The 7735-nt window shown below is 35.4% G+C and carries 5 protein-coding genes and 1 tRNA gene; 5 read left to right on the top strand and 1 reads right to left on the bottom strand.

What is annotated here, in order from left to right; translation table 11 throughout:
• From Q0625_RS09200 to Q0625_RS09180, 5 genes are all read left to right on the top strand, one after another.
• On the top strand, positions 1–628 hold a 628-nt coding region (locus Q0625_RS09200; protein ID WP_298826195.1), incomplete at its 5' end, for a biotin--[acetyl-CoA-carboxylase] ligase.
• A gap of 197 nt (positions 629–825) precedes the next feature.
• Positions 826–898, top strand: a tRNA-Gly gene (locus Q0625_RS09195).
• Between the two features lie 155 nt (positions 899–1053).
• Positions 1054–1992, top strand: a complete 939-nt coding sequence (locus Q0625_RS09190; protein ID WP_298826193.1) for a hypothetical protein — start codon at positions 1054–1056, stop codon at positions 1990–1992.
• Between the two features lie 74 nt (positions 1993–2066).
• Positions 2067–4919 carry a carbamoyl-phosphate synthase large subunit gene (gene carB, locus Q0625_RS09185; RefSeq protein ID WP_298826192.1) on the top strand — a complete coding sequence of 951 codons (2853 nt, stop codon included), beginning with the start codon at positions 2067–2069 and terminating at the stop codon, positions 4917–4919.
• A gap of 82 nt (positions 4920–5001) precedes the next feature.
• On the top strand, positions 5002–5415 hold the full coding sequence (locus Q0625_RS09180; RefSeq protein WP_298826190.1) for a hypothetical protein: 414 nt from the start codon (positions 5002–5004) through the stop codon (positions 5413–5415).
• Positions 5416–5823: 408 nt separating this feature from the next.
• On the opposite strand, the gene Q0625_RS09175 is transcribed toward Q0625_RS09180, so the two are convergent.
• Positions 5824–7735, bottom strand: a 1912-nt coding sequence (locus Q0625_RS09175) for an autotransporter serine protease fusolisin (protein ID WP_298826187.1), incomplete at its 5' end; no start/stop codon positions are given.

Here is a 7735-nt window from a genome sequence, read left to right as displayed (position 1 = left end):
GCAAACTGCAGGTGTAGGACAATACGGAACAAAATGGACAAGTGAACCCTATCAGAATCTTACTTTTAGTGTTTTATTCCTTCCTGAGCATTTAGATTTAAAAGATGCTTTTTTGCTCAATATGCTTGTTCCTATTGCAATAATGAAAGTATTAGAGAAATTAAACATTCTTAATATAAATATTAAATGGCCTAATGATATCCTTTCTCAACGTTACAAAATAGGCGGAGTATTAATAGAAAATACTATTCAAAAAACTAAAATTGAGAAATGTGTAATCGGTATTGGGCTCAATCTTAACCAAACAAATTTCGATGGCTTACCTAAAGCCTCTTCTTTAAAAAATTTAACTGGTAAAGATTTTGAAATAGAACAAGTGATGAAACTAATCCTTTCTGAATTAGAATCAAACCTTTCCACACTTCCTCAACAGTCTTTCGAAAGCATTTATACTATTTACCAGAAGTACCTATTCCAACTAAATAGAGTATCCGTTTTCCGTTCTTGCCAAGAAAAGAACTTTTCAGGCATTATAAGAGGTGTGGAAACTTCTGGAAAATTAATTGTAGAAACGGAACAAGAGGCTATAAAGACTTTTTCTCTTAAAGAAATAACTTTATTATACTAAATTCTTTCTGCATCTAACAAATGAAATATATGAGAAGCATAATAACTTCACCTGGTTTCAATTCCATCATACCTCAAGCAAACCTTCCTCTTTGTCATCCTCTTCTCACCTATTTTTTGCTTTTCTTAAAATAATTTGTACCTTTGCCCCCGTAAATGAAAAAACAAATCAGTTGCAAATTTACTAAAACAAGATAAGCGAAAATAGCTCAGTTGGTAGAGCGCAACCTTCCCAAGGTTGAGGTCGCGGGTTCGAGACCCGTTTTTCGCTCTTTTTAATTATTAATTGTTAAATGAATATCACGCCACAAGCCCTCCCTTGTATCCCTTTAAGCAGTACTCTCAAGAGATACAGTGGTATATTCTTTTCTAATAGTACAATAGCTATATTTTTCTTTTGAAAAATGTAGCTATTTTTTTATGACTATGAAGCAAACACTCTTATTACTTATGTTTTTATCTCTTACCATTGTACGCGGGCAACATACATCGGGCGGATATAAGCCTTTCCTCAACCAATACGGACTTAAAGGGAAGGTTAAAATGCTTATAGAATATAACGAATATGGCTCTTCAACAAGGTATTATTTCAATAAAAAAGGGCAGCTTGTGAGTTATCAAACGTATAGCAGTGACGGGAATAAGGTAAAGGAAATTATGTTTGAGTATACCGATGATGGCAAACTAAAAACGATGAAAAGCGATGAGTCTCTGTCAGTATTTACTCAGTTGCCTGATAATGTGGTGCAAGAGACATTAACTGTAAATATAAGTGGTATCAAGGCGGGTGAAACTTACCTTTATACGTATGATAGCAAGGGAAATTTGCTTTCTAAGGAGAGGAAAGCGAAGGGAGGTTATGATGGTATCAACTACAAAGAGCTTTATGAATACGACAGTACAGGCAGGCTTTTGGTAAAGAAATATGACCTCGCCTATATGAAAAATAGAAAAGACTCTTTTGGAGGGAATTACAATGAGAAAGACAATATGGAGGTGTATCAATACGATACTAATGGGCAACTGATAAAACATACTCAATATGATTCTTACGGTGAAATAGAGTTGATAGAAAACTATAAAAACAGTGTGCTTGTGGATGAACAAAAGTATCTGTCGGGGAATTTTAGGGAGAGAACAAAATACATTTACAACAATACTACACATCAAATAAAAGAAGAGTATTATATTGGGGAAACTGATATAAAACCTTCTTTTGTGAGAGTTTATCAGCTTACTTATGATAAGATGGGAAATCTAATCCTAAAAGCCTTGATAGCAGAAGAATCATCTGGGAAAGTCAAGAATTTTAAAGGAAACGACATCCAAATAGAAGAAAAACGAGAATTAGAATATTATCCGTAAGACTGAAATAATACCAACCATACAACAAAATTCAACACCTGTAAATACTAAAAACACAGCAATATCTATATAAAATGCCTAAAAGAAACGACCTACATTGTGTTCTGCTCATAGGATCAGGACCTATTATCATCGGACAAGCCTGCGAGTTTGACTACTCAGGCTCGCAATCGTTGCGCTCTTTGCGCGAAGACGGTATTAAAACCATCCTTATCAATTCTAACCCTGCTACGATTATGACAGACCCTTCTATGGCGGATGTGGTCTATCTGAAACCTCTCACCACTAAATCATTAGTGGAAATTCTAAAAGCACACCCCGAAATAGATGCTGTACTCCCTACTATGGGCGGACAAACAGCACTCAACCTCTGTATTGAGGCTGATGAAAAAGGTATTTGGAAAGACTTTGGAGTGGAAATCATCGGGGTAGATATCGATGCGATACAAATCACTGAAGACCGCGAGAAGTTCCGCGTATTGCTCGATGAAATAGGTGTCCCAATGGCTCCTTCGGAAACGGCTACTTCTTTCCTCAAAGGAAAAGAAATTGCACAACGCTTTGGTTTTCCGTTAGTAATACGTCCATCGTTTACTTTGGGGGGAACAGGGGCTTCTATCGTATATAAAAAAGAAGATTTTGATATGCTCCTCAATCGCGGTTTGGAAGCCTCGCCTATCCACGAGGTGCTTATCGATAAGGCGCTTTTAGGCTGGAAGGAGTACGAGCTGGAACTTTTGCGCGACAAGAATGACAATGTGGCAATTATCTGTACCATTGAAAATATGGATCCTATGGGGATCCACACTGGGGATTCTATTACCGTAGCCCCTGCGATGACCCTTTCCGATCGCACTTTCCAACGTATGCGCGATATGGCGATTAAGATGATGCGCAGTATAGGCGATTTTGCCGGCGGTTGCAATGTGCAGTTTGCGGTATCGCCTGATGAAAAAGAAGATATTATCGCTATTGAAATCAACCCACGTGTATCGCGTTCTTCAGCTTTGGCGTCTAAGGCTACAGGTTATCCTATTGCTAAGATTGCTACCAAACTGGCTATCGGTTACCATTTAGACGAACTGCAAAACCAAATCACCAAATCTACCTCTGCTTTCTTTGAGCCTACGTTAGATTATGTGATTGTGAAAATACCGCGTTGGAACTTTGACAAGTTTGAAGGCTCTGACCGCACTATTGGCTTGCAAATGAAGTCGGTAGGTGAGGTAATGGGTATAGGGCGTTCTTTTCAAGAGGCATTGCAGAAAGCAACCCAATCGCTCGAAATCAAACGCAATGGTTTAGGAGCTGATGGCAAAGGCTATAAAAATTACGAACAGATTATCGAGAAACTCACCTACCCCAGCTGGGATAGGGTGTTTGTGATATACGATGCGGTACAGATGGGTATTCCACTGAGCCGTATCCACGAAATCACCAAAATAGATATGTGGTTCCTCAAACAATACGAAGAGTTATGTGCGCTCGAAAAAGAAATATCGCACTACAAAATAGATACCCTACCTAAAGAACTTCTTTTTGAAGCTAAACAAAAAGGGTTTGCTGACCGACAAATAGCTTATATGGTGGGCTGTTGGGAGAGTGAGGTACATAAGAAGCGTGAAGAGCTGAACATACGTCGCGTATTTAAATTGGTAGATACTTGTGCTGCCGAGTTCAAAGCACAAACTCCTTATTATTATTCTACTTTTGAGGCACCTATCCGCACCGCTGACGGCAAGGAATACGTAGCCAATGACAGTGTAGTAACCGACCGCAAAAAGGTAGTAGTACTCGGTTCAGGTCCTAATCGTATAGGGCAAGGTATAGAGTTCGACTACTGCTGTGTGCACGGGGTATTAGCGGCTAAAGAATGTGGTTATGAAACCATAATGATAAACTGTAATCCTGAGACTGTTTCCACAGACTTTGACACAGCAGATAAACTCTATTTTGAACCTGTGTTCTGGGAGTATATCTATGATATTATTCAGCACGAAAAACCAGAAGGGGTAATTGTACAGCTCGGCGGACAAACAGCGCTCAAACTGGCTGAGAAATTGGATAAATATGGCATTAAAATTATAGGTACTAGCTTCCAGTCGCTAGATTTAGCAGAAGATAGAGGTAGTTTTTCAACCCTGCTGAAAGAGAATAACATTCCTTATCCGCGTTTTGGGGTAGCCGAAACAGCCGATGAGGCGCTCAAACTCTCTGATGAATTGGATTTCCCACTATTGGTACGTCCTTCGTATGTATTGGGAGGACAAGGAATGAAGATTGTTATCAACAAAGAAGAGTTGGAAGCCCACGTAGTAGACCTCTTACGCAAGATACCTAATAACAAACTGCTACTCGACCATTATCTCGATGGCGCCATAGAAGCTGAAGCCGATGCTATTTGCGATGGCGAGAATGTGTATATCATTGGTATTATGGAGCATATAGAGCCTTGTGGTATTCACTCAGGCGATAGTAATGCTACCTTGCCACCGTTCAACTTAGGTGAGTTCGTGTTGCAACAAATAAAAGATCATACTCATAAAATAGCCTTAGCACTGAACACAGTAGGACTTATCAATGTGCAGTTTGCCGTAAAAGACGATGTAGTATATATCATTGAGGCCAACCCACGTGCTTCGCGTACGGTGCCGTTTATCTCTAAGGCCTACCAAGAGCCGTACGTAAACTACGCTACCAAGGTAATGCTCGGCCAGAAGAAACTCACTGATTTCCATTTCAATCCGCATTTAGAGGGCTTTGCTATCAAGCAACCTGTGTTCTCGTTTAACAAATTCCCGAATGTAGATAAGAAGCTAGGACCTGAAATGAAATCTACCGGCGAAAGTATCTTGTTTATTGATAGCCTTAAAGATGATGCTTTCTATGAGATTTACACGAGGAGGAAGATGTATCTTTCAAAATAAAGAAATAAACAACTAAAAGGGCAGGCTGAGGCTTGCCTTTTTGGTTTTTAGTTGTATATTTGCAGAGTAAATAAAAATAGATATGAAAACAGAAAGAGAATTAGCAGAGCTTATATTTGATAAATTTAGAGAACAAAAATGTAAAACAGGTCAAATTATCACTCTAAAAAGTATAATACATGATAAGTCTATAATAAATCTCACCCCTATGGAACAAGATTTATTCTATAAGGTTCTTAATGGATTACAATATACAAGATATTATGATTATGAGAAAGATTTAGGGGGGATATTACGATTAACAGAAAAAGGATATCAATACATTTATGATGATGAAAAAATATCATTAATGCAAAATATACCTTGGATTATTCCTGAAAAAGAGAAGACAAATTGGGTTATAGCCTATAATAGATTATGGAAAGCAGTAGATAATTCTATTTATTATATTAAAGGTAGTGATTTTTATAAATTAATTTTAAATTTGAAATATTAGAAAAATACTGGAATAGATGGTAATTTTTGGAGTACTTTTTATATTTACTATATAATTTTTATATAAATAAATATATAGAATATATTTAATTTATATTAATTTTAAAATTATAAAGAAAATAAAAGTTATTAAATTTTTATTTAAATTATTAAATTAATATTAATTTTACTTTAAAAAGTAAAAAGAAGGTAATTTATACCTTCTTTTTGGGAAATAATAATCTATATACACTAGGGTTAGTGACAAAATTTATAAAAATATGTTTTATATTTAACACATCCTTTATATTATAGTCCATATTTTAGTATTTTGTCAATATTTTTTATTTATTGTTTTATAAAAAATCATATTTACTTTCTCAATATCAAACAAAAAAGAGAAGATTTCTCTTCTCCTTTTTACTAATATTTAGAATCTATATTGTAATCCTGTTGAGATTACTGAGTCTGCCCATTTCTTATCTTCTACTCTGAAATCTACATTTCCATATACTCCAAATACTGGACTTATTTCTCTAAATACTCCAAAGCCTACCCATGTTGTATTCTTTGCTTGTTTTACTCCTTGGTATTTTTGTCTTACATTACTTCCTGTGAAGTTCCCTTCATAAGTCAAATCTCTCTTATCTGTATTTATTGCTTGTGTTACATAAGCTTGTAGTTTATATTTATCTGCTACATACTCTGCTCTTGCTCCCACTAAGAAATTTGTTGCTCTATAATTCTTACTATCTGCTTTTATTCCCCAAGATGCTTCTGATTCATTGAAACTTCCTCTTCTTAAATAATCTTGTGAATATCCTATAAATGGTGTAAACCATCCAAATTTCTTTCCTATTTCTATGTAAGCTGATAACATTTTATCATGGTGATTTATCTTTCCTGTTAATGTTTCTCCTGTTGATGTTAATAATTCTCTTTCAACTTTTGATGAGATATTTGATAATCCTAATCTACCTGCTGTATAGAATCCATATGGTAATTCTTGTTTTCCATAGAATGATACTCCTACCATATTACTCTTTGATTCTCCTGCATATCTATTGAAGTTTGCTTTTGCATAAGAATAGTTTAATGCTACTCCTAGAGTTGTTGTTCCTTCAAATTTAGTATCTATACCAAATTGCCCTCCTGTTACTCTTGTATCTGCTGAGGCATATCCATCTCTTCTTAATTTTCCTGCACTGCCTAATACTGAGAACCATACTTCCGAATCTTTATTTGAATTTTTAAAATTATCAAGTCCTGCTAATCTATTTGATAAATCTCTATTTACATTTTGTGCTTGTGAGAAAGTCAATGCTTGTGCTGATGCATATATTTCTCCTGACATCATTTCTGTTGCTGATGTGAAGCCCATTGTTGACATTTTTTGTAATGTTGCTCCCATAGCTAACTCTTCTTTTGTTGCTGTTCCAGATAATGCTTTTTTATCTAAATCTTGGAATACTTTTTCTACATTTTCTGCTACATTCTTAGATGAAGCTTCTGCACCTTCTCCTATATATTCAACTGGATTTTGTCTTGATAATGTTGCTACTACTTTTCCATCTTGAACTTCTACATTAGCTGTTCTCATTCCTTCTGTTTCTACATTAGCAATATTACCTTGAACTGACTTTCCTTCCATTACAGTATTAGATGAACCTTGTGTTGTGACATAACCATTTGATAATATTTTAACAGTTGTATTTGGTTCATATTTTATATCACCTAAAACTTTGACATTTGATAGGAAATTTACCTCAGTTGTTGAACCATTATAACCAACATAATCTCCACCTATTATTGCAGTTGAACCATTAAATGCTACTGTTCCATAATTTTTTACTTTTATTCCACTATCTGTTATTTTTTGAGGATCTATATTCTCTATAAGCTCAAATCTACCAATATCATAACCAACTATTGCCTTGGGATTAAGTACTAATTTTCCACCCACTTTAACAGTTATTGGACTTGCATGAACTTGGTGAATTTCAAGTGTTCCATTTGTTACTGTACTTCCACCAGCGAATGAGTTATTTCCAGTTAAATGAAGTGTTCCTGAACCTATTGTTTCTAGACTTCCTTCTCCATAAATATCATTATCAAAATATGATTCTGTTCCTGCTGGTATATTTGCTTTAAATATTGTTGTATCACCATATTTACTAATATCTGTAAATGCTCCTGGTCCTTTTAAAGCCCTTTCTGTATTTAACATTCCCCAACCATAAGTAGAGTCTGGAAATGCTGTAACATTTCTCAATTTAGCTTCTGATAAAGTATCTGGATCTTCAGTTAACTCTGTTTTATCTGTTGTAGTAAATAAAGTTTGA

Origin of the sequence: uncultured Capnocytophaga sp. (assembly GCF_938029845.1) — a bacterium.
Taxonomy (GTDB): Bacteria; Bacteroidota; Bacteroidia; order Flavobacteriales; family Flavobacteriaceae; genus Capnocytophaga.
Note: the sequence above shows the minus strand (reverse complement) of the source record. Positions and strands in the feature narration are given on the sequence as shown.

Bases quoted from the DNA above. Each gene is read 5' to 3' on its own strand.
- Q0625_RS09190 (WP_298826193.1), top strand. From the start codon at position 1,054: ATGAAGCAAACACTCTTATTACTTATGTTTTTATCTCTTACCATTGTA.
- carB (WP_298826192.1), top strand. From the start codon at position 2,067: ATGCCTAAAAGAAACGACCTACATTGTGTTCTGCTCATAGGATCAGGA.
- Q0625_RS09180 (WP_298826190.1), top strand. From the start codon at position 5,002: ATGAAAACAGAAAGAGAATTAGCAGAGCTTATATTTGATAAATTTAGA.